Genomic DNA, 24,849 nt, shown 5'->3' with positions numbered 1-24,849 from the left:
GCCCGGTGCGGGCCGCCTTTTCGCGGGTCACGAACGCCGGGTGCGCTTCGCCTTGCGCGGCGGCGGCAGCGCGCCCTCGGCGCGCAGCTTCGCGGCGTGCGCCGCGAGCGCGTCCACGAGATGCCGGACGTCCGCCTTCTCCGGCTGGACGTCCACCCGCAGGCCGAACTCGACGGCCGTCTCCGCCGTCTTCGGGCCGATGCAGGCCACCAGGGTCCTCGTATGCGGCTTGCCCGCGATACCGACCAGGTTCCGGACCGTCGACGAGGACGTGAAGCACACCGCGTCGAAACCACCGGTCTTGATCATCTCGCGGGTTTCCGCCGGCGGCGGCGCGGCGCGCACCGTGCGGTACGCCGTCACGTCGTCGACCTCCCAGCCGCGCTCGACCAGACCGGCCGACAGCGTCTCCGTCGCGATGTCTGCACGCGGCAGCAGCACGCGGTTCACCGGGTCGAGAATGTCGTCGTAGGGCGGGAACTCGGCCAGCAGGCCGTCGCTGGACTGCTCTCCCTTCGGCACCAGCTCCGGGTTGATCCCGAACGCCCGCACCCGATCCGCGGTCGCCTCGCCGACGCACGCGATCTTCACACCCGAGAAGGCCCGCGCGTCGAGCCCGAACTCCTCGAACTTCTCCCATACCGCGCGCACCGCGTTGGCCGAGGTGAACACGATCCACTGGTACCGCCCGTCGACCAGACCCTTGACCGAGCGCTCCATCTGCGCCGGGCTGCGCGGCGGTTCCACCGAGATCGTGGGCACCTCGTGCGAAGTCGCGCCGTGGCTGCGGAGCCGCTCGGCCATCTCGCCGGCCTGCTCCTTGGTGCGCGGCACCAGCACCTTCCAGCCGTACAGTGCCCGCGACTCCCACCAGGACAGCTTCGCGCGGTGCCCGGCCACGTCCCCGATGGTCACCACCAGCGGCCCAACGAGCTCGCCCGCGTCCTGCGCCAGCGTGGCCAGCGTGCTGTCGAGGGTGCGCTGCGTGTTGATGGTCCCGTTCGAGGTCACCGCGACCGGCGTGGACGGCGCCAGACCGTGCTCGACCAGCGCCCCGGCCGCCTCGGCCAGGTGCGCCGAAGTGGCGTGCAGGACGATCGGGCCCTTGACCGCGGCCAGGCCGGCCCAGTCGACCTCGCCGCGGGCGTCGACCTCGGCGTACGTGCCGCCGAGCGCGATGCCGGCGTACGCCGGCACCGCGACGCCCGGTGAGACACCGGGCACGACCTCGAACACGGCACTGGTCTTCGCCACCGCCTGCACCTCGGCGACGCCGGCGGGCAGGGTCAGCGGGTCGCCGCTGACGAGGCGCAGCACGAGCCGGCCCGCCTTCGCCTCACCGGCCAGGTCCTTGGCCACTTCGCCCGGCTCACCGACGGCGGGGCGCACCTCGGCGTCCGCGCTGGCCGCGGCGAGCACACCGGCCGGCACGTCGGGGTCGGTCACCACGACCTCGGCCTTGGCCAGCAGTTCCTGGGCACGAACGGTCAGCAATCCGGCGTCGCCGGGGCCGGAGCCCACGAACGCGACGCGCCCAGCGGTGTTCCGCGCGGGGGTCATTGTCTTCTTTCTCCAGTACCGAATATCTCTGTCAACGTTGGTTGCGGCCCGGGCCGGACAGCGCGCCGGCACCCAGGTCGAGCAGCTCCGCGGCCAGGTCGCGGCCGAGTCGCTCCGCATCGCTCTTGTCCGCGACGGCGGAGGCACGGATCAACTCCACCGAATCCGCGTCGAGCCCGGCGGCGGCCACCCCGCGCAGCGATACGCGTTCGACCACGAGGTCGCCCTCGGCACCGCCGTCCTGGATGTCCTCCACCACCTCGGCGAGGGCACCGACGGGCGCGCTGCAGCCGGCTTCGAGCGTCGCGAGCATCGCGCGCTCGGCCGTCACCGCGGCCCGGGTTCCCTCGTCGTCCACAATGGATCGGAGCAGATGCTCGATGTCCACGTCGTCGACGCGGCACTCGATCGCCAGCGCGCCCTGGGCGGGGGCGGGCAGCATCTGGATCGGATCCAGGGTTTCGGTGATCTCACCGGCCCGGCCGAGCCGGGAGATGCCGGCCCGCGCGATCACGATGGCGTCCAGCTCACCGTCCGCGACCTTGCGGAGCCGGGTGTCTATGTTGCCGCGAATCGGCACGATTTCCAAACCGAGCCCGAGCGCGCGCAGCTGCGCGATCCGGCGGGCGGCCCCGGTGCCGACGACCGAACCCGGCGGGAGCTCGCCGAGCGTCAGCCCGTCGCGGGCGATCAGCGCGTCACGCGGGTCCTCGCGCGGCGGCACGGCGGCCAGCACGATCCCCGGCTGCGGCGCCGTCGGGAGGTCTTTGTACGAGTGCACGGCGACGTCGACCTGCTTGTGCAGCAAGGCGTCGCGGAGCGCGGAGGTGAACACGCCGACGCCGATCTCCGCGATCGGGGCGTGCGAGCGGTCACCGGGCGTGGAGACCTTGACGATCTCGACGTTCTCCCCCGCCTTCCGCAACGCTTCGGCGATGGTGCCGGTCTGCACGAGAGCGAGGGCGCTGCCTCTGGTGCCGATCCTGATGGTTCGTGTCACTGAGTTTCACCGTCTGTACTGGGTTGGGGAGAGGGGCTCGCGACCACGGCCGGCGAGGCAGGATCCAGCTCGAAGAGTTCCCGCAGCGCGCTGGCGTAATCGGTGCCCTGCGCGTCGGCGGCGAGTTGCTTGACCCGCACGGTCGGCGCGTGGAGCAGCTTGTCGACGACCCGGCGCACGGTGCGCGCGAACTCGTCGCGCACGCCCGGCTCGAGTTCCGGCAGCCGGTGATCGAGGCGGAGCAGTTCCGCGTCGACCACCTCGGCGGCCCGCTTGCGCAGCGCGGTCACGGTCGGGGTGACCGCGGCGCTGCGCTGGCCGGCAAGGTACTCACGCACCTCGTCGAGCACGATCCCGGTGGCACGGGCGATCTGCTTGGCCGACGACGCGCCGCCGACGGAATCCATGCGCCGTCGCACCGTTTCCAGATCCACCAGCCGGACCCCGGGCACCGCCCCGACGGACGGGTCGACGTCACGCGGCAGGCCGAGATCGCAGATCACCAGCTCGCGGCCACCGCGCGGCATGATGTGCTCGGCCAGCAGCACCACGTCCTGGGCGCCGGTGCAGCTCACCGCCACGTCGGCCTCGGCGAGGCGGTGGGCCAGCTCGTCCATCACGCCGGCCTCGGCAGGTACGCCCAGCTCGGTCACGTTCGCGGCGAGTCGTTCGGCGTTTTCGAGTGTGCGGTTCACCACGGTGATCCGGCCGATCCCGGCCTTGCGCAGCTGGCTCGCCGACAGCGCGCCCATCGATCCGGCGCCGACGATCACCGCGTGCTTGCCCTCGAGCTCCGGCGTCTCCCCCAGCGCCTCGGACACGACCGACGCGCCGAGCGTGTCGAGCCCGGTCTCGCTGTGCACACGCTTGCCGACCCGCAGTGTCGTCTGGATCAGCTCGTGGAGGGTGCGGCCGACGGTGCCGGCTTCGCGGGCGGCGGCGTAGGCGTTGCGGACCTGGCCGAGGATCTGGGTTTCTCCGACGACCATCGAGTCGAGGCCCGAAGCCACCGAGAAGATGTGCTCGACCGCGGCGCCCGCGTAGTGCACATACAAGTTGTCGTAAAGGTCGGCGGCGGCACAGTCGGCCTGCTGCGCCAGCACTTCCGACACATCGGCCAGCCCGCCGTGGAAGGTCTCGACGACCGAGTAGACCTCGATGCGGTTGCACGTGGAGACGAGCATCACCTCGTTCACGTGCGGCGCCTGCTGGAGCTGGTGCAGCACCTTGTCCAGCTCGTCGGCGCCGATCGCGGCGCGTTCGAGCTTGCGCAGCTCAGCCGTGCGATACGAAAGCCCCACGGCCAGCACAGACACAGTCACCGCACCACCATTCCGTTACCCACCTTGTGGGAACCGTTCTTCTCGTCCGCGCGCCGCGCGACGTGGAAGGACAGGATCTGCAGCTCGACGGCGAGATCCACCTTGCGGACCTCGACGTGCTCCGGCACCTGCAGCACCACGGGCGCGAAGTTCAGGATGCACTGCACGCCACCGGAGACCAAGCGGTCGCAGACGGACTGCGCCGCCGTCGGGGGCGTCGCGACCACACCGATGGAGATACCGCGTTCGGCACACACCTTCGGGATGTCGTCCACATGCGAGACCGGGATCCCGCCCACGGGGACCCCGATCAGATCGGCGTCCACGTCGAACAGCGCCTCGACGGGGAACCCCCGGCCGGGGAACCCGCCGTAGTTGGCCAACGCATGACCCAGGTTCCCGATTCCCACCACGGCGACCTTGTGCTGGCGGGTGAGCCCCAGCGTGCGCTCGATCTGGCCAACGAGCACCTGCACCTCGTAGCCGACCCCGCGCGTTCCGTAGGACCCCAGGTACGACAGGTCCTTGCGCAGCTTGGCCGAGTTGACCCCGGCAGCGGCGGAGAGTTCCTCGCTCGCGACCGTGGTCGCGCCCTGCTCGGCCATCGCGGACAGCACCCGCAGATACACGGCGAGGCGCGCGACGGCGGCTTCGGGGATGGACTTCACGCGGACCGGATCGGCGCCGCCGTCGGTGACGGCCGGCATCTCGGCCGTGGGCGCGTTGTCGGCGTCGATATCGACTCGGGCACCGTTCCGCCGGCCACGCCGTGCCACCACGCTGGCCTCCTCGTCCGACACCGTCAACACCGCTGGTGAAACTTTCCCTTGACCCGGCGAGCGAAGTCCGGTTCGATGCCGGGGCCGCGCGGGGATACCGCACTACGGTAGCCATTTGTGAACGCAGGCACAAAGTGGCTGGTCGGAGGCATGGCCCCGGACACACGAACGTCAGGTGCCTACTCGTGGAGCTGGCGCGGGATCTCCGACGACGTCAACCTGGCAACTGCGCGCGGAGCAGTCCAACAGCTTCCGGTCGGTGGTGACGAGGCGGCAGCCCCTGATCTCGGCGAGCGCGATGTACGCCGCGTCGTACGGCGTCAGGTTGTGCCGCAGTTCCCACACCCGGTCGGCGATCTCGCCCCAGCCCGCATAGCCGACGGTGAGCTGGTTGAGAGTGCTCACGGCGGTGTCCGCGCGTTCCCCGCTGAGCTTCTTGGCAAGCAAGAGGCCCCTGATCGCGGAAGTGGCCTCAACGCGAAGGTGCTCAGGCGCGACCCAGCGGGGATCGGCGTTCAACGCGGATTGCGCCAGGTCGCCAAGGACACTGTCATTGACCAACGCCTCGACCATCAGCGACGCATCGATGACGATCATGCGTCCCCGGCGTTCCGGCGATCACGCTCGGCGCGAAGCTCGGCGATTGTCTGGGCGGCTTCTCCCGTTTCGGAAGAGTACCCGCCGCCGACTTCCCGCACGCGCTTGAGCAGATCGATGTTGTTCGCACGGCAAGCGTCTTCCTCTAAGAGCCCCCGCAGGTAGGCCTGCATCGACTGCCCTCGCGAGTGGGCGAGGGTCGCCAATGTGTCCCTGACCTGCTCCGGAACGTCCCGGATCTGAATGCTCACCATGCAAGCATTCTACCTGCATGCAAAACGCCTTGACCAGACACAGCCGGGGCTCAGCGCGCGGTGAAGGTGATCGTGTGCCAGCCCGTGGCTCCGTCGGGGACCACGTCGGCGAGCTGGTCGGTCTGCGTGTAGCCGGACCGGTCGGTGGCCCGGACGCTCGCCGTATGCGCTCCCGGTGCGGCGTCGACCTCGGCCCACCACATCCGCCACGCGTTCGGCGTGACCTCCGTCGAGAGCACCGCCTGCCGCCACGGCCCGCCGTCGAGCTGGACGTCGACCTTGTCGATCCCGGTGTGCTGGGCCCACGCGATGCCGGCGAGCCGGACCTTGCCCGCGGCCACGCGACCCTGCGGCGCGTCGATCCGCGACTCGGTCTTGATCGGCCCCTGCTCGGACCAGCCGCGTTGCAGCCAGTACGCCTGCTTCGCGTCCCAGGTGGTCAGTTCCAGATCGGTGACCCATTTCGTCGCCGACACGTAGCCGTACAGACCGGGCACCACCAGCCGCGCGGGGAAGCCGTGCTCGATCGGCAGCGGTTCGCCGTTCATCCCGATCGCGAGCATCGCGCCGCGGCCCGGTTCCATGATCGTAGGCACCGGGGTGCCCGCGGTGAACCCGTCGCTGCTGGTCGAGAACAGCTGCTGGGCCCCCGCCCGGACACCCGCTTCGCCGAGCAGTTCCGCGAGGTCGACGCCGACGAAGCGGGAGGTGGAGATGTACGGCCCGCCGACCGGGTTCGACACGCAGCAGAGCGTGACGATGCGCTCGATGAGCGGCCGGCCGCGGATGTCGTCGTAGGTGAAGGTCAGCTCCTTCTCGACCATGCCGTGGATACGCAGGCGCCAGTCCTCGGCCGGCACCTGCGGCACCACCAGTGCCGTGTCGATCCGGTAGAAGTCGCTGTTCGGCGTGATGAACGTCGGCGTGCCCAGCTTCGCGAAATCGGCGCCGGCCGGCACGGGCGGCGCCGGCTGGGCGGGGACCAGGCGGCCGATCGACGCGCGCGACGGAGCGGCGTCGCGCCGCGAACCGGCCCACTGCCCGACCGCACCCGCGACCCCGGCCGCGACGACGGCGAACAGGAACTGGCGGCGGGAAGCCGAAACCCCGCGGGTGAGCGCCGCGCGATGCAGCCACCGGAACACGAGCAGCCCGGCGACGAGGCTCACCGCGGGTGCGAACAGCGCGGCCTGCCCCAGGTCGGGTCGGCCCCAGACGGCGGCGATACCGACCGCCCCGAACACCGCTATCACGATCTGCCCCGGCCATGAACGCTCGCGCGAGATCAGCCCGGCGACGACGGCCAGCAGCACCATCACCACGGCCATCCCGCCGAGCAGCACGGGCTTGTCGTTCGTGCCGAACGCGTTGACCGCGAAGTCCTTGAGCCAGGCCGGGGTGAGATCGATCGCCGCGTTGCCGACGGCGAAATACGGCGAAGCCCCGGGGCCGACGAACGCGGCCACGAGATGCCCCGCGGCGAGCGCGGCGACGAGCGCCAGCACGCCGATCAGGCCCGCGACGGCCGGACTCAGCTTCGGCGGCGCGCCGGCGGGTGCTTCGCCCAGGTCAGTGCTCACGTTCTCATTCTTCGCGCGAGCCCCGCGGATTCACTGGTGAACGGCGGTTACGAGAGCCTTACGGAAGCGGTCTTCCTCCACCCGCCAGTACCCGTGCTGGACCCCGTCGATGAGGATCACGGGCACGTAGTCGCCGTACTCCGCGCGCCACTCGGGATTCGTGTCCACGTCGGCCGTCGTCCAGGCGACGCCCAGCTCGCCGCAGATCCGCTCGACGGCCTGCTCGGCCTGCTCACACAGATGGCAGCCCTGCCGGGTCATCACGGTCACGTCGGTCATGGCTTGAATCTAGCCCGGGCGCGCAGCGCCTCCGTTGAGGGCGGTGGTGGGAGAGGGGCTGGCGGTACGCGCCGCAGCTTCCCGACCGGCGAATGCGGCAACGTCTCCGCGAACTCGATCGTCGTCGGCACCTTGTACCCGGCGAGATGTTCGGCGCAGTGGTCCATGACCTGCTGCTCCGATAGCGAGGCCCCCTGAGCCGGGACGACGACCGCCCGGACCGACTCGCCGCTGCGCTCGTCGACCATGCCAACCACCGCGACCTCGGCGACCTCGGGCATCGCCACGATGACCTCCTCGACCTCGTGCGGGAAGACGTTGAAGCCGTTGACGATGATCAGGTCGTTCGCCCGGTCCACCAGGTGCAGATCGCCGTCGGTGTCCAGGTAACCGACGTCGCCGGTGCGGAACCAGCCGTCCTCGTCCGGCCCGTGCGCGCCGTCGGGCCAGTAGCCGGAGAACAGGTTCGCGCCGCGCACCGACACCAGGCCGGTGCCCGCCTCGTCCTCGACGAACGCGTCGTCGAGGTCGTCCGGGTCCAGCGGGACCGGTTCGGCGAGCCCATCGGACTCGACCAGCCGCAGCTCGACACCAGGCACGGGCCGCCCGACCGAGCCGGGTTTCGCATAGCCCGTGACCAGCGTGGACGTCACCACCGGCGCCGCTTCGGTGAGCCCGTAGCCCTCGAAGATCTCGAGCCCCGTCTTCTCCCGGATGCTCGCGAGCACCTTGGGATGCAGCGGCGCGGCGCCGGAACTGAGCAGCCGGACGGTGGCGAGCCCCTCGCCGAGTTGCTCGGCGGACATGCGGGCGAACTCGGCGTACATCGCGGGCACTCCGCCGATCACCGTGACCCGGTGCGCCGCACACACCTCGAGAGCCTTGACCACGTCGAACCGTTCGGCGAGCACGGCCGTCGCGCCCACCGCGGCCGCATGCAGCAGGCCGGGGCCGAGGCCGTAGACATGGAACAGGGGAATCGCGATGAACACGCGGTCGCCGTGGCGCAGCGTGCCCGGCACGGCCCCGACCTGCTCGACGTTCGCCAGCAGCGCCCGGTGGGACAACATCACGCCACGGGACGGGCCGGTGGTGCCGGAGGTGTAGGACAGCACGGCGATGTCCTCGTCGCCGCCGGACGGCTCGACGGGCTCGCCCGGCTCCGCCGAGGACCTCAGCGCTTCGCGGTCGAGCACCAGCCGCGCGCCGCTGTGCTCGAGGAGGCAGGTCAACTCGGCCTCGGGGGCCAGCGGGGAGACCGGCACCGCGACCCCGCCGGCCCGCGCGACGGCGAACAGGGCGATCGCGAAATCGGCGGAAGTCGGCAGCCGCAGCGCGACCCGGTCCCCGGTTCCGAGCCCCCGCTCAAGCAGCCGGCGAGCCTGGTTTTCGACCGCCGAATTGAGCTCCGACCAGGTGAAACTCGTCCCCGCGGTGGTGTCGGTGAGCGCCCGGGCAGCCGGCCACCGGATGGCCGCGTCGGCGAGCAGACCGGCGATGTTGCGCATAACGCAAAGCCTCCTCTTCTCCCCCGTCATGGGGAAGCTCGCGGATCGTCGCATTTCCGCGACAAGGACCACTACCTACTTCCGGGTAACAACACGTATGCTGCTTTAGCGCCAGAGTGGTGGTGATCACTTGGCCGGGACAGAGGAGTCGCCGTGACGAACTGGCTTGCTGCACGCCCCCTGGGGCTGCACGTCGGCACGATCACGCGCCCCGTGAGCCGGCCGGACGGGCAGCCCGCCGAGTCGTGGGACCTCGTCCATGCCGCGCAGAAGGGCGACAGTTCGGCCTTCGGCACGCTGTATGACCGCTACGTCGACATGGTCTACCGGTACGTGTTCTTCCGCCTCGGCGACCGTGAGCTCGCCGAGGACATCACCAGCGAGACCTTCCTGCGCGCGCTGCGCCGGATCACCTCGGTGAGCTACCAGGGCCGCGACGTCGGCGCCTGGTTCATCACGATCGCCCGGAACATCGTGTTCGACCACGTGAAGTCGAGCCGGTACAAGCTCGAAGTGGTCACCGACGAGGTCTCCGACTCCGGCTCGGCACCGTTCGCCGGGCAGAGCTCCGACGACAACACGGGCCCCGAGCAGGAGGCGCTGACGAGCGCGACGCGCGAAGCGCTGCTCAAGTGCATCGCCGCGCTCGGAGACGACCAGCGCGAGTGCATCGTGTTGCGCTTCGTCCAGGGCCTGTCGCTCACCGAGACCGCCCTGATCATGAAGCGCAACGAGGGAGCCATCAAGGCGCTGCAGCACCGGGCCGTGCGCAAACTCGGTCAGCTGCTGCCGCCCACCTGGCGTTAAGGCCGTAACGGACCTGGCCTATCGGTCGTTCACAGGACGTGGACGTACCCGGGTGGTCGGGGCGCGATCTGGAGGTCATCTCCGATCTGCGCCGGCTCGGTGACGCCGCGAATCCCGACGCGGAAACCCGCGAACGCATCCGCAACGGGCTCCTCGAAAGGCTCGCGGGAGGCGACCGGCCGGGCGGGCGCCGGCGCGTGCTCGCCGAAGTGCTGGCGGCCGCCGTGGCGCTGGCGATCGCGCTCGCCGGGCTCGGGCTGGTGCTGTCGAAGGACGCGCTACCCGGCGACGCGCTGTACGGCATCAAGCGTGCCGGCGAGTCCGCCGAACTGGGGCTCACGTTCGGGGACTCGGCCAAGGCGCAGCGGCTCCTGGAGTTCGCGTCGAACCGGCTCGACGAGCTGACGGCGCTCGGTGACGCGAGCCCGGCCGTCTACCTCTCGACGCTCGCCGATTTCCAGCGTGAGGCCAAGGCGGGCACCGCCGAGCTGACCAAGGTGGCGACGCAGGGCAGCGGGCGGCAGCTGGGTGAGCTGCGCACGTGGTCACTCGACCAGCACGAGAAACTCCTCGCCGCGCAGGGAGGCGTGCCCAGCGGGGCGTTCGGGGAGTTCGTCGGTTCGGCCGAACTGCTGTCCCGGATCGAGGCCCGCGCGCAGACCCTGCAGGCCCGGCTCGACTGTTTCCAGATCACCACCGGCCAGACCGACGAGCTGGGCGCGGTGCCACAGGCGGGTTCGTGCGAACCGCCGGTGGACACGTTCACCGGTGCGCAGCCGCCCGCGCCGGTGCCGATCCCGCCGAGCAGCGGGCAGCTGCCCGCACAAGACGTGTCCACCTCCACGGTGCCGGTGACGCCGGCTCCACCGACTCCGCTGCCCGCGCCGGCACCGAGCCAGGCACCGACGGCGGTCGAGGCGCCCGTACCCGCCCCGACCAGCCCGCGCGCGCCCACGACGACGAGCAGCTCGCCACCGCCGTTGATCTCCATTCCGCCGGTGTTACCCGGGCTTCCCGGGGTGGGGATCGGCTGAGCGCAATCGCTACCCTTGGCCCAGACACCCGAGTCAGGAGGCGGTCTGCGTGTGGCGCGGCAGGGGCAAGGGCCCGGAACTCGAACGACTCGCCACACTCGCCGGCGAAGCGTCGGCCGACGCAGCCGTCGCGATGGAGACCTCGCAGGCGGAAGGACCCGAGCCGCCCGCACCGCCGGCGACGCCGGACCTGACCGCGGCCGCGTTCTTCGACGTGGACAACACGATGATGATGGGCGCGTCGATCTTCCATTTCGCCCGCGGGCTTGCCGCGCGCAAGTACTTCACGACCTCGGATCTGGCCGGGTTCGCGTGGCAGCAGGTGAAGTTCCGCATCGGCGGGCGCGAGACGCACGACAGCGTCAAGTCCAGCCGCGAGCAGGCACTGTCCTTTGTGGCCGGTAAGACGGTCAGCGAGATGACCGAGGTCGGCGAGGAGATCTACGACGAGCTGATGGCCGACAAGATCTGGTCGGGCACGCGGGCGCTCGCGCAGATGCATCTCGACGCGGGGCAGCGGGTGTGGCTGGTGACCGCGACCCCGGTCGAACTGGCGGCGATCATCTCGCGGCGGCTCGGGCTGACCGGCGCGCTGGGCACCGTCGCCGAGCACGTGGACGGGGTGTACACGGGCCGCCTGGTCGGGGATCTGTTGCACGGGCGGGCGAAGGCGCATGCGGTGCGGGCGCTCGCCGCACGCGAAGGTCTGAACCTCCGGCGCTGCACGGCCTACTCGGACTCGTCGAACGACGTGCCGATGCTCTCGGTGGTCGGGACCGCGGTGGCGGTCAACCCGGACGCGGGCCTGCGGGAGATCGCCAGGGCGCGAGGCTGGGAGATCCGGGACTTCCGCACGGGCCGCAAGGCGGCGAAGATCGGCGTGCCCTCGGTACTCGGCGCCGGCGCGGTCGCCGGCGCCGTCGCGGCCGGCATGGCCTACCGCCGCCGCTAGCCCTACCCTCGTGCGGTGGTCAGCCCTTGAAGACGCTTTCCCGGTGGGCGAGGCGTTCGTAGAGCGATTGCTGGATCGACTCGCGCACCTGGTCGGTCAGGCCGAACACGAGCATCGGGTCGTCGACGTCCTCCGGGGCGTACTCGTCCGTCGCGATCGGCTCGCCGAATTCGATGGTCCACTTCGTCGGCAGCGGGATCGCGCCCAGCGGGCCCAGCAGCGGGAAGAACGGCGTCACCGGGAAGTACGGCAGGCCCAGCAACCGGGCCAGCGGCTTGAGATCCGCGAGCTTCGGGTAGATCTCCTCCGCCCCGACGATCGCGCACGGGACGATCGGCACCCCGGTCCGCAGCGCCGCCGCCACAAAGCCGCCCCGCCCGAAGCGTTGCAGCTTGTACCGCGCCGAGTACGGCTTCCCGATCCCCTTGAACCCCTCCGGCCACACCCCGACGAGCTCGCCCGAGGACAGCAGCCGCTCGGCGTCGGCCGCGCACGCGAGCGTCTGCCCGGACTTGCGCGCCAGCGCCGAGAGCACCGGCGTGCGGAACACCAGATCCGCGCCCAGCATCCGCAGATGCCGGCGCTCGGGATGCTCGTCGTGCACGGCGAGCGCGGTCATCATGGCGTCCAGCGGCAGCGTCCCCGAGTGGTTGCACACGATCAGTGCGCCACCCTCCTTCGGGACGTTGTCGATCCCGTGCGTGCTCACCCGGAACCACTTCTCGTACAGCAACCGCAGCGGCGGCAACACCAGTGTCTCGGTCAGCTCGGCGTCGAAGCCGAACTCGTCCACTTCGTACGCGCCGGTGAGCCGGCTGCGCACGAACTCGAGCATCCTCGTCATCAGGTCGGGCTCGGCCGGCAGCTCCACAGCCGGCGCCTCGACCGGCCGGGGCGGTGGTGGCGCCGCCGCGGGTCGTTGTTCCCTCGGCCGTAGCGGGATGACCTTGGCTTCCGCGCTGGTGGTCACTCGTCCACTCCTGGGTTCGGGGTTCATCGGGACTGGCCGGTCGTTGCCGCCGCCATGACGTCGCCCATCACCGCGGCAAGCCGCTCACCGTCGACGATCGGGCGCAACCCGCGCCCGCGCACGTAGTCGTCGAACGCCGCCGCCGTGGTCCACCGGGGGCGGTATCCGAAGACCTCCTTCAGCCGTTTGGTGTCGACCACCCGGCCGTGGTTCAGCAGGCGCACCTGATCCTGCGAGAAGTCCACCACGCGCGCGCCCCGCAGCATCTTGCCGACCGACGGGATCATCGCGCGCGGCACGGGCAGTTCGACACGCCCGGCCCGGCGAACGGCCTGCGACAGGGTCAGCACCCCGTCCGAGCCCACGTTGAACACGCCAGGCCGGTCGTACAGCGTCGCGAGCTCCAGCACGGCAAGCGCGTCCGACGAGTGCAGGACCTGCAGGCGGGCGTCGTAGCCGAGCACGGTGGGCACCACCGGCAGCGCGAAGTAGCGCGCCAGGACGGTGTCCACGTCCGGCCCAATCACATTCGTGAACCGCGCCATGGTCACCGTGAGGTCGGGCCGGCGGCGGGCCAGCCCGCGCACGTAGCTCTCCATCTCGACCGCGTCCTTCGCGTAGCCGGTCCACGAACCGGGGATCAGCTCCGAATCCTCGGTGAACACGGCGGGCGAGCGTGGGCTCGCGCCGTAGACCGCGGCCGTGGACTTGACGACGAGCTTGCGCACCGAAGCCGAGCGCTGGCACGCCGCGAGCAGCCGCATCGTGCCGATGACGTTGACTTCCTTCAGCGCGCCCCGCCGCGCGGGCGCTGCCGGATGGCACGTGGTCGCGGCGTGCACCACCGTGTCCACCTGCGCGTCCGCGAGCACCTTGGCGATCAGCGGGTTGCGGATGTCGGCGCGCACGAACTCGGCTCGGCCGAGCCGGCGCAGCACCTGCTTGGCCGGCGGGACCGTGTCCACGCCGAGGACACGCTCGAACTCCGGATTGGTGCCGAGGCGGGCCAGCAGCCTGCCGCCGAGCTCACCTCCGACACCCGTGACGAGCACGATGTTGGACGGCATGGCACCCCCTGGAGACAGGGACTGGTATCGGGCGGCGGTGGCGATGCTACCCCCGCCGCCGCGCCGAAGTCAGGGGCTCTTACGTGCTGTTAACCCAGGTCAGCGCAGTCACCCAAATGGGCGCGGCCCGCCCGGGGCATCCGGACGAGCCGCGGAAAGACGCCGTTCGCGTGGGCGTTACTTGCCCTGCTTCCGGCGCTGCATGCGCGTGCGGCGAAGCAGCTTGCGGTGCTTCTTCTTGGACATGCGCTTGCGGCGCTTCTTGATCACTGAGCCCACGGGTGCTCCTTCGCGTTTTCGTCGGCCGACGCTGCCCTCGCGCAGCGTCCAGCGAAATGGAGCGCATGAGGCGCGAGCGGTCTCCCAGATTACCCGCGGGGTCTGCATTGGCGACGCTGGCCCCCGAAGGCAACCACGTCCGGGGGTCCAGGGGGCTTGCGCGAACAGACTGCCCCCGGTCGCGGAGCACACCCCTAGCCGACGTCGAAATATGCGCCTTCCAGGTAGTCGTGCACCGCCTTCTCCGGCACGCGGAACGACTTGCCGACGCGTACGGCCGGCAGCTCGCCCGAGTGCACGAGGCGATAGACGGTCATCTTGGAGACCCGCATGAGCGAGGCCACCTCGGCGACCGTCAGGAACTGGACCTGCCCGACAGCGGGCACGTCCTTCTTGTTCGACGGCATACGTCACCGTGCCCTTCGACACGTGTCGTGCCGCTCGGCTTCCCCACCGGCGGTTCGACACGCACGTGCTTGTCCCCTGAGGGTAGCGGGACACGTGGGACCAGTGCGACGGCTACCGGGAGAATTGGTCCAACCGGGCGCGGTGCCCGGCTACCGCACGGTGCGCACCGTGATGGCCGGGTAGCGCGGCGCAAAACCGGTGTCGAACGTCACCAGCTCCAGCTCAGCGGCCTGCGCGAACGCGGCCAGATAGTCGTCGGTCCGGAGCGTGTGGCTGTCGTCGCGGGCTGAGATCGCTCGCCACAGCAGAGTTGGACAGGAGCCGCAGCAGGCCCGTTTGCGCCACCCGGCACAGCCGCAACTCGCCGTCCTGCTCGTTGAACCAGGCGGCTACAGCCGGATGGACTACGTGGTTCGCCCAAAACGCCGCGAGCCAGACGTCGACGTCGAGCAGCATCACAGCCTGGTGCTACTCCTCTTCGTGCGCCTTGCCGAGTTCGACCGACCGGTCGCGCGCGGCCTCGATCGCGTCGAGCAGCGCGGCGCGGACGCCGTGTTTCTCCAGCTCGCGGATGGCGTTGATGGTCGTCCCCGCCGGGGACGTGACCGCTTCGCGCAGGATCACCGGATGCTCGGTGCCCTCCGCGAGCATCTTCGCCGCGCCCACGGCCGACTGGACGATCAGCTTCTCCGCCACCGCGCGCGGCAGGCCGAGCAGGATCCCGGCGTCGATCATGGCCTCGACCAGGTAGAAGAAGTACGCCGGGCCGGAACCGGACAACGCGGTGACCGCGTCCTGCTGCGACTCGGGCACCTCGATCACCTGGCCGACCGCGGACAGCAGGTCGGTGACCAGCGCGACGTGCTCCGGCGTGGCGTGGGTCCCCGGCGAGACGGCGCTCATCGCCTCGCCGACCACCATCGGGGTGTTCGGCATCACCCGGACGACGGGCACGCCCGCGGGCAGCCGGCGTTCGTAGAGCGCCGTCGGCAGGCCCGCGCACAGCGACACGACCAGCGAGGCCGAGTCGACGACCGGGGCCAGTTCGGCCAGCACCGGATCGATGTCCTGCGGTTTGACGGCGACGACCAGCACGTCGGCCCGTTTGGCGGCCTCGTCGACCTCGACCCCGGCGACGCCGTACCGCGCGGTCAGTTCGGCCGCGCGCTCCGGGTGCCGTTCGGTGAACAGCAGCTCCTGCACGCTGCGGCCGGCCTGCAGCAGGCCCGCCAGCAGCGCTTCCCCGATCTTCCCCGCGCCCAGTACCGCAATCGTGGTCATTCCCCGAGACTAAGGCGCCGGGGCGAGTGCCAGCTGGCGGGCCTGGCAGACCAGCCGACCCGCGGAGTCGACAACCGTCGCGTCGGAGTCGAACCACGCCTCGTGCACCGAACGGCAGTCGACCTGCACGCGCAGCCAGCCGGCCGCCGGCCGGGCGCGGACCAGCGCGGTCAGCTGGATGGTCGGCGCCCAGCCGAGCCGGCCGAGGTTGAACACCACGGGCGGGTTGATGTCGCCGGACAGCAGCACGAAATACGGGTCCGGCGCGATGTGCCGCGGCCGGACCCACAGGCGCAGCCGGGGCGGATCCCCGGTGCGGCCGGTCAGGTACCCGGCGGTCGCCGGATCGAGCCGGATGTCACACCCCTTCGAGATGTTGAACGCCCCTTCCGCGGTGTCGCCGCCCAGCGGGATCGCCCGCGGCGGAGGTTCGACGGGCATCGGGCTCACATCGGTCCAGTCCGGGCGCCGGACCGGCAGCCGTCCGGCGGTCACCGTCGCCTCGACACAGCTGCGGCCGCGCTGCTCGAGCCGCACCGCGACGACCGTGGCCCGGCGGCCCAGCTTCCGCACGTCGGTACGCAGCAGCACCGGACCGATCGCCGGTGCCCGCAGGAACTCCGCGCTGACGATCAGCGGTTCCGCGGCCGGATCGCCCCGTTCGGCGAGGACCGCGACGGCGGCTTTCGCGATGAGCGAGAGCAGGAACCCGCCGTGCGGATGGTGCCCGATGGACCATTCCTGGCGCAGGTCCGCGGTCAGCGTGCCGTCTCCCAGGGACCGGACCGCGCACGCCACGTCGAAGGCCGCGGGGTCCCGGGCTTCCACCGCGCTCACGAACGGCTGACCACGACGCGCGGGGAGACGACCAGACGGCTGAGATCGGCCTCGTGCGCTGCGCCTCTCGTGGCGGGAGCGTCATTCACGGCACGGCATACCGTGCCGCTTCCGGCGGCATGTGTCAGCGAGCGCAGGGAGTTCACGACGGAAACTTTACGTGTTCACATATCGGAAGCCCATGCTCCACCGGCCGTCGGCAGAGTGAAGTTGATCTTGTTGACGATTCACTGTCCGACGTGAAACCTGGCGAACAGCAACGCCTCCGCCAGGTCCTTCATCCGGTGTGCGGAACTGCTCGCGCGGCGCGTGTTCACCTCCAGCACGATCTGCCCGTCGAACCCGGCCGTGGCGAGGTTCTCCAGCAGCGCGGCGCATGGCTGGCCGCCGCGGCCGGGTACCAGGTGCTCGTCCTTCGGCACCCCGGTGCCGTCGGCGAGGTGCACGTGGTTCAACCCGCCACCCATCCGCTCCGCCAGCGCCAGCGCGTCCATCCCGGCGGCGGCCGAATGTGAGAGGTCCAGCGTGTAGTGCCCGTACCCGACGTCCGTCGGATCGATCGACGGCCGGAACGCGGACATCCGGGTGTCGCGGCGGCCACCGGGCGGGCGGACCTTGAACATGTTCTCGACCGCGATCTCGATCCCGCTGTCGTCCTCCAGTTCGGCGACCAGATCGGCGAACCGGTCGCCGTAGCGCCGCTGCCAGCGGAACGGGGGGTGCACGACGACCGTGCGCGCCTCCAGGTCGAGCGCGGCCTCGACGCTGCGGCGCAACCGCACGACCGGATCCGGCGACCACACCCGCTGCGTGATCAGCAACGACGGGGAGTGCACCGACAGCACGGGCATGCCCGTGCGCCGCGACCAGCGGCGCAGCTCGGGCACATGCTGGCTCACCGGGTCGACCCACACCATGACCTCGACCCCGTCGTAACCGAGGTCCGCGGCGAGCTCGAACCCGGTGCCGGCGCGTAACGGCCAGACCGACGCGGTCGACAGGCCGATCGGGATCAACGGGACAGCAGCAGTAACGCCGCGGGCGAGACGGTGACCACGAGCCCGACCAGTACCGCCAGGACCATGGTCTGGATGTCGTCCGCGCGGCGGATCTTCCGCACGATCCACACCAGCCCCACGATCACGGCGAGCGCGACGACCAGCGCGGCGGCCGGGATCTTGCCCCACAGCCAGTTGAAGCCGAGCCACACCGCGGCTCCGCCGACGACGCCGAGCGCGAGCTGCCCTGCCATGGACAGCCACTGCCTGGCCGGGGACGCTTCGCTCGCGGGCTCGGCGTCCTCCTCGTATTCGTCGGCCGCCTCGTCCTCGTACTCGTACCCCGCGCCACGCCGCTCGGGCTCCGCCTCGCCAAAGTCGCCGAACTCGTCGACCTCTTCGTCGTCATCGGCGAACGGGTCGTGGAAACCGGTGGCCTCGAGCTGCTCGTCCGGCACGTGGGGAGCGCGGGCGAACCCAGACGGGTGCGGCTCCGGCTCGTCGCGCACGGCCGGCATCACGCCGACCTCGGTGTCCTCCGCGGCGACCTGGTCACGCCGGCGGTGCCACCGGGACAGCCCGGCGGGCGGCGCGTCCTGCGGGACGGCCGCTTCCGGCGGCTGCTTGCCGTTGACCGCCTGGAACTGCTCGGTGTGCTGCTCGGGCTCCGCCGGCGGGCGGCCCGGACGGCGGCGGAACGGGCGGCGCGGCGGCGCCGCGAAGGCGCCGCTGGGCATCCCGCCCGGCGGCGGCCCTGGATCCGCGGTCTCGTCGGGGGCCGGTACGTCGAGCCCGTCGAGACGGGCGGACAGCGCCCCGGGCTGGGGAGCCCGGTGCAGCGGCGGCACCTGGCGGGTCTCCTCGGCCGCGCGGGGCCGTGGCTCTTCGCCCTGCTCGGGCAGCGGCAGCGGGGCCGACTCCTGCGGGGGCCGGCGGAGCGGCCCCGAGTCATGCGGCGGTCGGCGACGTGCGGGCAGCTTGAACCCGTTGGGCTCGGACGGCTGCGGCGGCATGTTCTGGCGCGGAAAACCGCCGGGCTCTGGGGGTGGGAAGCCGGCCGGCTCCTGCGCCGGCCGGGGGAACGCGCCGGACTCGGGTGGCGCGACGTTCGGCTTGGGGAACGCTCCCGACGCGGGCGGGACCGGTCTCGGGAAGTTGCCCGAAGGTGGCGGCGGCGGAGCCCCGTTGGGCCGGGGCAGCGCGGCGGAGTCCTGCTGCGGGCGGGGCGGGGCCGGGGGTGCGTCGTCGTCGGGCAGGGCGCGGCGACCGCCGTTGCGGCGGCCGTTGGGCGGCGGCGGGTTGTCGCCGCGGACCCGATCGATGATCGCCTGCGGGCCGGTGTCGGTGGCACCGCGGGCACGCCGCGGCGCGGCGCCGTTCGGCTGCTGCTCGTCGTCCTCTTCGGCGGCACGACGATGCCGGCGGCGGCCCTCGACGTTCCCACCGTGCAGGGCAAGCAGCTCGGCGACCGTCTTCTGCGAGCGGTCCTGACCGCTTTCTCGGCTCATCAGCGTTTCACCCCAACCGCACGGCGTCGGACGTGACAACGCGGCACCGCCTCACGCATCCCTTCCACCTCTCCACCGTGCACTGAGCGCATCGTCCCCGTCCAGCGGGGTGCTGTCATCGGTCTGTTCGCGCGACGAACTGCGCCACGCCCCCGGTGCAGTGTCGTCCGCACCGTTCGAATGGTCCAGTCGCCGCAAGATCAGCCCCTCTCGCAGCGCCCAGGGGCAGATCTCCAGCTCGTGCAGCGACAGCGCCCGCATGGCGGCCTGTGCCACCAGCGCACCACCGACCAGCTGGTGTGCCCGGCTCGAACTGACTCCCTCGAGCTCGGCCAGGTCGGCCGCCGTCATCCGCGAGACGAAGGCGATCAGCTGCCGCAGCGCGGTGTCGGACAGGGTACGGCGTACCCGCGGGCCGTCTGCCGACGGCGCCGCTCCGGTCAGCCTGGCGAGCGACCGGAACGTCTTGGACGTCGCGACCACCCTGTCCGGTTTGCCCGAACGGGCCACCTTACGCGCCAGCGGCGCGAGCTGCTCTTCGAGCCATGCCGAGGTCGCGACGAGCTCACCGCGGCTCGGCGGATCGTGGGAGAACCGGGTGCGGGTGATCCGCCCGGCGCCCAGCGGCAGCGACTCGGCCAGCGCCGGTTCCTCGTCGATACCCATGGCCACCTCGAGCGAGCCGCCGCCGATGTCCAGCACCAGCAGCTGCCCGGCCGACCAGCCGAACCAGCGGCGGACGGCCAGGAACGTCATCCGCGCCTCCTCGGGCCCGGAAAGCGCTCTCAGCTCGATACCGGTCTCGTCGCGGACCTTGCGGAGAACCTTCGCCGAGTTCGCCGCCTCGCGGACGGCCGAGGTCGCGAAGGCCATGACCTCCTCGCACTCCAGCGCGGCGGCCGCCTTCTTCGCCATGGCCACGGCGTCGACCAGCGCCTTCTCCCCGGATTTGCTCAGCTCACCGTGCTTGGTTAGCTGCTCGGCGAGGCGCAGCACGGACTTCTCCGAATGCATCGGCGTCGGGTGGGCACCACGATGCGCGTCCACCACCAGCAGATGCACGGTGTTGGACCCGACGTCGAGTACCCCTAGGCGCACAAAGCCCTACGGTACCTGGCCGACGGCTTAAGTCTCGAACTTGTAACCAAGACCGCGCACGGTCACCAGATGCCGCGGCGAGCCCGGATCGGGTTCGATCTTCGACCGCAGCCGCTTGACGTGCACGTCCAGCGTTTTGGTGTCCCCGACGTAGTCCGCGCCCCACACCCGGTCGATCAGCTGGCCGCGGGTGAGCACCCGGCCGACGTTGCGCAGCAGGTACTCCAGCAGGTCGAACTCCTTGAGCGGCAAGGAGACGTCGCTGCCGTCGACGGTCACCACATGCCGTTCGACGTCCATCCGCACCGGGCCCGCCGCCAGCACCAGCGGTGCGAGCTCGCCTTCCCCGCCGTTCTCGCCGCCGCGCCGCAGCACCGCGCGTACGCGTGCGATCAGCTCGCGCGCCGAGTACGGCTTGGTCACATAGTCGTCGGCGCCGAGTTCCAGCCCGACCACCTTGTCGATCTCGCTGTCCCGCGCGGTCACCATGATCACCGGAACCGCCGAGCGCTGCCGCAACTGCTTGCACACGTCGGTGCCGCTCATCCCCGGCAGCATCAGGTCCAGCAGCACGATGTCGGCCCCGTTGCGGTCGAACTCCTCCAGCGCCTGCTGCCCGGTGCTGGCCACGGCCGCGGTGAAACCCTCCTTGCGCAGGAGGAAGGCCAACGGGTCGGCGAACGACTCCTCGTCCTCGACGATGAGCACCCTCGTCACTGTTTTCCTCCCTGTTCCTGACTGGTCGCCACGAGCCGGGGTATCCGCTCGGGGTTCTCGGGGGCGGAGCCGTTCGAGCTCGCGCCCTTGTAAACCGGCAGCCGCAGGGTGAACGTCGAGCCGGTGCCCGGCATGCTCCACAGCTTGACCTCACCACCGTGGTTCGCGGCCACGTGCTTGACGATCGCGAGGCCGAGGCCGGTGCCGCCGGTCGCCCGCGAACGGGCCTTGTCCGCACGGTAGAACCGCTCGAACACGCGCTGCTGGTCTTCCTCGGCGATGCCGATCCCGCGGTCGGTGACGGCGATCTCGACCTTGCCGTCCACCAGCCGCCTGCTGACCGAGACCGGGCTGCCCGCGGGCGAGTACGCGACGGCGTTCTCGAGCAGGTTGGACAGCGCGGTGACCAGCAGCGTGCGATCGCCCTCGATGAGCAGCCCGCTCGGCGCGTCGGCGGTGACCTGGATGTCGGCCGACTCGGCGGACAGCTTCGTGCGGCCCAGCGCCTCGCGGACCACGGCGTCCACCTCGACCACGTTCAGATCGGGCAGCCGCTCCGCGCCCTGCAGGCGGGACAGCGCGATGAGTTCGGTCACGAGCGTGCCCAGCCGGGTCGACTCGTGCAGGATCTTGCCGCCGAACCGGCGCACCTCGTCGACGTCGTCGGCGGCGTCCAGCACGGCCTCGGTGAGCAGCGCGATCGCCCCCACCGGGGTCTTGAGTTCGTGGCTGACGTTCGCGACGAAATCGCGGCGGACCGCCTCCAGCCGGGCGGCCTCGGAATGGTCGACCGCCTCGACGACGGTGAACCCGTCACCGAGCGGGCGAACGTGCCCGACCACCGCTTCCGGCTGGCGGCCGCGAGCTTCGAGCGGGGACAGGTCCACCTCGACGTCCTCGTCGGTCTCGACCACCTGCTCGCTCGCCTTGCGGGCGCGGGGGTCGGCGCGGTTGTCCCGCACGAGCCCGAGGGCCTCGGCCCGGTTGTTGTGGAGCACCATGTCACCGAATCGGTTGAGCACGAGTACCCCGTTGTCGGAGGAGCGCACCAGCCGGAGCAACAACTCCGCGACCGTCGGGCCCGCCGGACGGCGGGCCACTCGCCGGCGCCGACCCTGGCTGATCAGGGAACCAGCGATCGCGCCGACGAGCAGGCAGCCGACGGCCATGGCGAGTGCAGCACTCACGCTCACGGCTGAATCGTAAGCACGAAGATGTCCATTTGACCTAGTCTTGACGGGCTTGTCGTGACGCCTGTGACACCTTCATGGAAACTGTTGGTCGCCGGTTAAGCCCGCGTTCACGTGCCCGCCGCCGGGCCGTGACTCCCGAATTCACCGGATCGGGTCGAGTCGCGCAAGCTCCTCTTCGGACAGTCGCAGCCCGCCGACCGCGACGTTCTCCGCCAGATGGGCCGGATTTCCGGTGCCCGGGATGGCGAGCACATGGGCTCCCTGGTGCAAGGTCCAGACCAGGCGGAGCTGCGCGGCGGTCACGCCGTGCGCCTCGGCGACGGCCGCGACGGCGTCGTCCTCATGCGCGTGGGCGACGGCGAAGAAGGGAACGAAGGCGATCCCCTGCTCGCCGCACAGGCGGAGCAGCCCGTCGTCCTCCCGCCGGACGCCGAGGCCGTACTGGTTCTGCACGCACACGACCGGGGCGATCTGCTGGGCCTCGGCGAGATGGCCCGCGTTGACGTTCGAGATCCCGAGATGCCGGATCAGCCCGGCTTCGCGCAGTTCCGCCAGTGCGCCGAAATGTTCGGCGAGGGAGCCGGTTCCGCGGTCGAGGGTCTGGCCGATCCGGAGGTTGACCACGTCGAGGTGCTCGCGGCCGAGCTGGCGCAGGTTCTCCTCGACCTGCCCGCGGAGCTGGTCGGGCCGGGCGAAGTAGAACTCGCCCGACGTGTCGCGCCCCGGGCCGACCTTCGTGGTGATCACCAGGTCCGCCGGATACGGGCGCAGCGCGGTGTTGATCAGTTCGTTGGACGAGAGCAGGTCCTGGAAGTAGAAGGCCGCGGTGTCGATGTGGTTGACGCCGAGTTCGACGGCCCGGCGCAGCACCGTGACGGCGGTGTCCCGGTCGGCCGTGGGCAGCCGCATGGCGCCGAAGCCCATCCGGTTCACGGTGTTCTCGCCCAGCTGCCAGGTGCCCGCCGCGGCGGCGGTGATCGTTTCCGTTGTCATGCTGTCAGCCTGCTGAGTCCGTTCGCGGCACGCCCGGGATTGGCAGTTTGCTGCCAAACTGGAGGGATGGAGATAGCCGGAGACGCCGCGGTAGTGCGTGGTGAGGCCGAACTGTTCGAGCGCGCCGGGCACCTGTTCGCGTCGGCCGACGAGGTCGCGTGCGCGGCCAACGACATGCACACCTGGGCGGTCTCGCACCAGCCCCTCGCGCCCGCGGCGCCCCCCAGCGGGTCGAAGGCGCACGTGCGGAAGCTGTACCGGCCCGGGGTGCTCCTCGACGACCAGCAGGTGCGGCACCTGCGCATGCTGAAACGGCTCGGCGCGGAGATCCGGATCACCCCGGACGAGATCAACGAGACGATCATCCTCGACCGCCGGGTCGCGATCCTGGCTGGCGACCGCTCGGGCGGTGAGCGCAGCTACAGCGTGATGACGCGCCCGGAGGTCATGCAGAGCGTGACGTCGCTGTTCAACGCGGCCTGGCGCGCGGCGACGGAGCTCGAGGTGTTCGAGATGCAGTTCGCCGAGGTGCGGGCGCTGGCGCCGCGGATCCTCGACGTGCTGGCGTCGGGCTGCAAGGACGAGACGGCGGCGCGCACACTGGGCCTCGGCCTGCGCACGTACCGCCGCCGCGTCGCCGAGCTGATGGCGGCCCTGGGCGCGGAGTCCCGCTTCCAAGCCGGCGCCCGCGCCCGCGACCTGGGCCTGATCTAACCGCGAGGTGGGTCAGCGGCCCTGGTTCGCGACCGCCGCGGCGGCTTCCTTCGCCGCCTCAGGGTCGAGGTACTCGCCGCCGACGGTGACCGGCTTCAGGTCCTCGGTGAGGTCGTAGCGCAGCGGGATCCCGGTCGGGATGTTGAGCCCGGCGATCGCATCGTCGGAGATGCCGTCGAGGTGCTTGACGAGGGCCCTCAACGAGTTGCCGTGCGCCGCGACGAGCACGGTCTTGCCGGCACGGAGGTCGGGCACGATCGCCGACTCCCAGTACGGCAGCAGGCGCGCGACGACGTCCTTCAGGCATTCGGTCAGCGGCGCGTCCGCGTCGTAGCGGGGGTCGGCGTCCTGGCTGAACTCGGTGCCGCGCTCGATCGCGGGCGGTGGCACGTCGTACGAGCGCCGCCACAGCATGAACTGCTCTTCGCCGAACTCGTCGCGAACCTGCTTCTTGTTCTTGCCCTGCAGCGCCCCGTAGTGCCGCTCGTTGAGCCGCCAGTTGCGGCGCACGTCGATCCAGTGCCGGTCGGCAACGTCGAGCGCGATGTTGGCGGTCGAGATCGCGCGGCGCAGCAGCGAGGTGTGCACGACGTCGGGCAGGATCCCCTTCTCGGCCAGCAGCTCACCGCCCTCACGGGCCTCGGACTGCCCCAGTTCGGACAGGGGTACGTCGACCCAACCGGTGAACAGGTTCTCCGCGTTCCAGGTGCTCTGCCCGTGCCGGAGCAGCACCAACGTCCCTAGTTCGGCCATACTCCGAATCTAAACCGCGGCGCGAACCGTCTCCGTCGAGGGTGGCGTTGGGTACGCGTTCTACGCACAGTGCGTTACTAGACGGTAACGCAATCGACCGAGCGGTCCTACCACCCCTCAGAACGCATGCGGAAAGTGACACTTGCTGCGTTCCGTTAACACGCATCATAAATTTCACTCGAATGGAGTATCCAGTAGTCTTGTGATTACTGGTGGATATCTGACAAGTTGACGTACGTCCCGCGCCGCTGGATTCCACGCACTCCCCAGCGGCAGCGGGGTACGACCGCAGCTCGTCTCCCCCCTGCCGGGCTGCGGCCCCGCCGGCCCCGTTGGCACTCCCCCTCGCCACCGGGTCCAC

General features: G+C 70.8%; 27 protein-coding genes. 4 read left to right on the top strand and 23 right to left on the bottom strand.

The window, feature by feature from the left end:
* Nucleotides 1-27: 27 nt before the first annotated feature.
* The 9 genes from FG385_RS04660 to FG385_RS04620 all read right to left on the bottom strand — a co-directional run bounded on the left by FG385_RS04660 (nt 28) and on the right by FG385_RS04620 (nt 8,879).
* Nucleotides 28-1,560, bottom strand: coding sequence for a bifunctional uroporphyrinogen-III C-methyltransferase/uroporphyrinogen-III synthase (locus FG385_RS04660; protein ID WP_139095341.1), 1,533 nt, complete (start codon nt 1,558-1,560; stop codon nt 28-30).
* Between the two features lie 31 nt (nt 1,561-1,591).
* Entirely contained in the window at nt 1,592-2,560 is a 969-nt protein-coding gene (hemC, locus tag FG385_RS04655; RefSeq protein ID WP_200834295.1) for a hydroxymethylbilane synthase, read from the bottom strand.
* Nucleotides 2,557-3,876, bottom strand: a complete 1,320-nt coding sequence (locus tag FG385_RS04650; RefSeq protein ID WP_139095560.1) for a glutamyl-tRNA reductase — start codon at nt 3,874-3,876, stop codon at nt 2,557-2,559. Before FG385_RS04650 ends, hemC begins: the two co-directional genes overlap by 4 nt.
* 2 nt (nt 3,877-3,878) lie before the next feature.
* Nucleotides 3,879-4,661 (bottom strand): redox-sensing transcriptional repressor Rex, encoded by a 783-nt coding sequence (locus tag FG385_RS04645; protein ID WP_139095559.1) that lies wholly within the window; start codon nt 4,659-4,661, stop codon nt 3,879-3,881.
* Nucleotides 4,662-4,832: 171 nt separating this feature from the next.
* On the bottom strand, nt 4,833-5,258 hold the full coding sequence (locus FG385_RS04640) for a type II toxin-antitoxin system VapC family toxin (protein WP_139095340.1): 426 nt from the start codon (nt 5,256-5,258) through the stop codon (nt 4,833-4,835).
* Nucleotides 5,255-5,512 (bottom strand): FitA-like ribbon-helix-helix domain-containing protein, encoded by a 258-nt coding sequence (locus tag FG385_RS04635; protein WP_139095339.1) that lies wholly within the window; start codon nt 5,510-5,512, stop codon nt 5,255-5,257. The genes FG385_RS04640 and FG385_RS04635 overlap by 4 nt, the downstream gene beginning before the upstream one ends.
* 50 nt (nt 5,513-5,562) lie before the next feature.
* Entirely contained in the window at nt 5,563-7,092 is a 1,530-nt protein-coding gene (locus FG385_RS04630) for a molybdopterin-dependent oxidoreductase (RefSeq protein ID WP_235022389.1), read from the bottom strand.
* Between the two features lie 30 nt (nt 7,093-7,122).
* Nucleotides 7,123-7,371, bottom strand: a complete 249-nt coding sequence (locus FG385_RS04625) for a glutaredoxin family protein (RefSeq protein WP_139095338.1) — start codon at nt 7,369-7,371, stop codon at nt 7,123-7,125.
* Nucleotides 7,368-8,879 carry an AMP-binding protein gene (locus FG385_RS04620; protein ID WP_139095337.1) on the bottom strand — a complete coding sequence of 504 codons (1,512 nt, stop codon included), beginning with the start codon at nt 8,877-8,879 and terminating at the stop codon, nt 7,368-7,370. The genes FG385_RS04625 and FG385_RS04620 overlap by 4 nt, the downstream gene beginning before the upstream one ends.
* A 180-nt stretch (nt 8,880-9,059) precedes the next feature.
* On the opposite strand from FG385_RS04620, the gene FG385_RS04615 reads away from it, so the two are divergent.
* From FG385_RS04615 to FG385_RS04605, 3 genes are read left to right on the top strand one after another with little or no spacing between them, the layout of a single operon-like run.
* On the top strand, nt 9,060-9,686 hold the full coding sequence (locus FG385_RS04615) for a sigma-70 family RNA polymerase sigma factor (protein ID WP_235022402.1): 627 nt from the start codon (nt 9,060-9,062) through the stop codon (nt 9,684-9,686).
* Between the two features lie 38 nt (nt 9,687-9,724).
* Entirely contained in the window at nt 9,725-10,720 is a 996-nt protein-coding gene (locus tag FG385_RS04610; RefSeq protein ID WP_139095335.1) for a DUF5667 domain-containing protein, read from the top strand.
* 49 nt (nt 10,721-10,769) lie between these two features.
* A complete protein-coding gene (locus FG385_RS04605) occupies nt 10,770-11,672 on the top strand; it encodes an HAD family hydrolase (RefSeq protein WP_139095334.1) in 903 nt (300 codons plus the stop codon).
* A gap of 19 nt (nt 11,673-11,691) precedes the next feature.
* Here the strand turns inward: FG385_RS04605 and FG385_RS04600 are convergent, their stop codons facing one another.
* From FG385_RS04600 to FG385_RS04540, 13 genes are all read right to left on the bottom strand, one after another.
* Entirely contained in the window at nt 11,692-12,642 is a 951-nt protein-coding gene (locus tag FG385_RS04600) for a lysophospholipid acyltransferase family protein (protein WP_407645454.1), read from the bottom strand.
* Nucleotides 12,643-12,665: 23 nt separating this feature from the next.
* Complete coding sequence (locus FG385_RS04595; RefSeq protein WP_139095332.1) at nt 12,666-13,709, bottom strand: NAD-dependent epimerase/dehydratase family protein; 1,044 nt, start codon at nt 13,707-13,709, stop codon at nt 12,666-12,668.
* Nucleotides 13,710-13,886: 177 nt separating this feature from the next.
* Entirely contained in the window at nt 13,887-13,988 is a 102-nt protein-coding gene (locus FG385_RS04590) for a 30S ribosomal protein bS22 (RefSeq protein ID WP_017986394.1), read from the bottom strand.
* A gap of 194 nt (nt 13,989-14,182) precedes the next feature.
* Entirely contained in the window at nt 14,183-14,395 is a 213-nt protein-coding gene (locus tag FG385_RS04585; RefSeq protein ID WP_139095331.1) for a helix-turn-helix domain-containing protein, read from the bottom strand.
* A gap of 223 nt (nt 14,396-14,618) precedes the next feature.
* A complete protein-coding gene (locus tag FG385_RS04580) occupies nt 14,619-14,855 on the bottom strand; it encodes a PIN domain-containing protein (protein ID WP_200834294.1) in 237 nt (78 codons plus the stop codon).
* Between the two features lie 9 nt (nt 14,856-14,864).
* Nucleotides 14,865-15,677 carry a pyrroline-5-carboxylate reductase gene (gene proC, locus FG385_RS04575; protein ID WP_139095330.1) on the bottom strand — a complete coding sequence of 271 codons (813 nt, stop codon included), beginning with the start codon at nt 15,675-15,677 and terminating at the stop codon, nt 14,865-14,867.
* Between the two features lie 9 nt (nt 15,678-15,686).
* On the bottom strand, nt 15,687-16,514 hold the full coding sequence (locus FG385_RS04570; protein WP_139095329.1) for a thioesterase family protein: 828 nt from the start codon (nt 16,512-16,514) through the stop codon (nt 15,687-15,689).
* A gap of 227 nt (nt 16,515-16,741) precedes the next feature.
* Nucleotides 16,742-17,530, bottom strand: coding sequence for a sugar phosphate isomerase/epimerase family protein (locus tag FG385_RS04565; RefSeq protein ID WP_407645453.1), 789 nt, complete (start codon nt 17,528-17,530; stop codon nt 16,742-16,744).
* Nucleotides 17,527-19,020, bottom strand: coding sequence for a hypothetical protein (locus FG385_RS04560; RefSeq protein ID WP_139095328.1), 1,494 nt, complete (start codon nt 19,018-19,020; stop codon nt 17,527-17,529). The genes FG385_RS04565 and FG385_RS04560 overlap by 4 nt, the downstream gene beginning before the upstream one ends.
* Nucleotides 19,021-19,071: 51 nt before the next feature.
* Nucleotides 19,072-20,118 carry a Ppx/GppA phosphatase family protein gene (locus tag FG385_RS04555; RefSeq protein WP_139095327.1) on the bottom strand — a complete coding sequence of 349 codons (1,047 nt, stop codon included), beginning with the start codon at nt 20,116-20,118 and terminating at the stop codon, nt 19,072-19,074.
* A gap of 27 nt (nt 20,119-20,145) precedes the next feature.
* Nucleotides 20,146-20,835, bottom strand: a complete 690-nt coding sequence (locus FG385_RS04550; RefSeq protein WP_139095326.1) for a response regulator transcription factor — start codon at nt 20,833-20,835, stop codon at nt 20,146-20,148.
* Complete coding sequence (locus FG385_RS04545; protein ID WP_139095556.1) at nt 20,832-22,004, bottom strand: sensor histidine kinase; 1,173 nt, start codon at nt 22,002-22,004, stop codon at nt 20,832-20,834. The genes FG385_RS04550 and FG385_RS04545 overlap by 4 nt, the downstream gene beginning before the upstream one ends.
* A gap of 165 nt (nt 22,005-22,169) precedes the next feature.
* Complete coding sequence (locus FG385_RS04540; RefSeq protein ID WP_139095325.1) at nt 22,170-23,021, bottom strand: aldo/keto reductase; 852 nt, start codon at nt 23,019-23,021, stop codon at nt 22,170-22,172.
* Nucleotides 23,022-23,087: 66 nt separating this feature from the next.
* Here FG385_RS04540 and FG385_RS04535 point away from each other — a divergent pair, with 66 nt between their 5' ends.
* Nucleotides 23,088-23,735 carry a response regulator transcription factor gene (locus FG385_RS04535; protein ID WP_139095324.1) on the top strand — a complete coding sequence of 216 codons (648 nt, stop codon included), beginning with the start codon at nt 23,088-23,090 and terminating at the stop codon, nt 23,733-23,735.
* Nucleotides 23,736-23,747: 12 nt separating this feature from the next.
* On the opposite strand, the gene FG385_RS04530 is transcribed toward FG385_RS04535, so the two are convergent.
* Nucleotides 23,748-24,488, bottom strand: a complete 741-nt coding sequence (locus FG385_RS04530) for a phosphoglyceromutase (protein ID WP_139095323.1) — start codon at nt 24,486-24,488, stop codon at nt 23,748-23,750.
* Nucleotides 24,489-24,849: the final 361 nt, after the last annotated feature.

Origin of the sequence: Amycolatopsis alkalitolerans (assembly GCF_006152065.1) — a bacterium.
GTDB classification, from domain to species: Bacteria; Actinomycetota; Actinomycetes; order Mycobacteriales; family Pseudonocardiaceae; genus Amycolatopsis_E; species Amycolatopsis_E alkalitolerans.
The sequence above is the reverse complement of the archived record's forward strand: the minus strand, read 5'-3'. Positions and strand labels throughout refer to the sequence as shown.

What these genes read in the sequence shown, in the direction of transcription:
- FG385_RS04660 (WP_139095341.1), bottom strand. Translation starts at nt 1,560, where the DNA reads ATGACCCCCGCGCGGAACACCGCTGGGCGCGTCGCGTTCGTGGGCTCC.
- FG385_RS04640 (WP_139095340.1), bottom strand. Translation starts at nt 5,258, where the DNA reads ATGATCGTCATCGATGCGTCGCTGATGGTCGAGGCGTTGGTCAATGAC.
- FG385_RS04635 (WP_139095339.1), bottom strand. Translation starts at nt 5,512, where the DNA reads ATGGTGAGCATTCAGATCCGGGACGTTCCGGAGCAGGTCAGGGACACA.
- FG385_RS04625 (WP_139095338.1), bottom strand. Translation starts at nt 7,371, where the DNA reads ATGACCGACGTGACCGTGATGACCCGGCAGGGCTGCCATCTGTGTGAG.
- FG385_RS04620 (WP_139095337.1), bottom strand. Translation starts at nt 8,879, where the DNA reads ATGCGCAACATCGCCGGTCTGCTCGCCGACGCGGCCATCCGGTGGCCG.
- FG385_RS04595 (WP_139095332.1), bottom strand. Translation starts at nt 13,709, where the DNA reads ATGCCGTCCAACATCGTGCTCGTCACGGGTGTCGGAGGTGAGCTCGGC.
- FG385_RS04585 (WP_139095331.1), bottom strand. Translation starts at nt 14,395, where the DNA reads ATGCCGTCGAACAAGAAGGACGTGCCCGCTGTCGGGCAGGTCCAGTTC.
- proC (WP_139095330.1), bottom strand. Translation starts at nt 15,677, where the DNA reads ATGACCACGATTGCGGTACTGGGCGCGGGGAAGATCGGGGAAGCGCTG.
- FG385_RS04560 (WP_139095328.1), bottom strand. Translation starts at nt 19,020, where the DNA reads ATGAGCCGAGAAAGCGGTCAGGACCGCTCGCAGAAGACGGTCGCCGAG.
- FG385_RS04545 (WP_139095556.1), bottom strand. Translation starts at nt 22,004, where the DNA reads ATGGCCGTCGGCTGCCTGCTCGTCGGCGCGATCGCTGGTTCCCTGATC.
- FG385_RS04540 (WP_139095325.1), bottom strand. Translation starts at nt 23,021, where the DNA reads ATGACAACGGAAACGATCACCGCCGCCGCGGCGGGCACCTGGCAGCTG.
- FG385_RS04535 (WP_139095324.1), top strand. Translation starts at nt 23,088, where the DNA reads ATGGAGATAGCCGGAGACGCCGCGGTAGTGCGTGGTGAGGCCGAACTG.
- FG385_RS04530 (WP_139095323.1), bottom strand. Translation starts at nt 24,488, where the DNA reads ATGGCCGAACTAGGGACGTTGGTGCTGCTCCGGCACGGGCAGAGCACC.